Annotated in this window: 1 protein-coding gene; it reads right to left on the reverse strand. The window is 54.2% G+C overall.

Going from position 1 to position 240, the window contains the following annotated elements:
• On the reverse strand, positions 1–240 hold a 240-nt coding region (locus tag HFD99_RS25305), incomplete at both ends, for a condensation domain-containing protein (RefSeq protein ID WP_167441108.1).

Below are 240 nucleotides of genomic sequence, written 5' to 3' on the forward strand. Positions count from 1 at the left end.
ACCTGATTTTGCTTCGCCACCCGTTCGATCTGGGCAACCAGCTCTGGCTGGAATTCGCAATCCAGATCTTCAGCGATATATTCCCCGGCTTGCATCGATTTCGACTGTGTTTTTTGCTGCGGAAGCGTAATTTGCTGCTCGTAGTCCGCCAGATACCCACGCCAGTATTGCAGGGCTGCCTCACGGTCCTGACGTTCCAGCCATTCGATAAAACGACTGAACGGCGTGACAGGCTCCAGC

Origin of the sequence: Paenibacillus sp. EKM301P, assembly GCF_011800295.1 — a bacterium.
Lineage (GTDB): Bacteria > Bacillota > Bacilli > Paenibacillales > Paenibacillaceae > Paenibacillus > Paenibacillus polymyxa.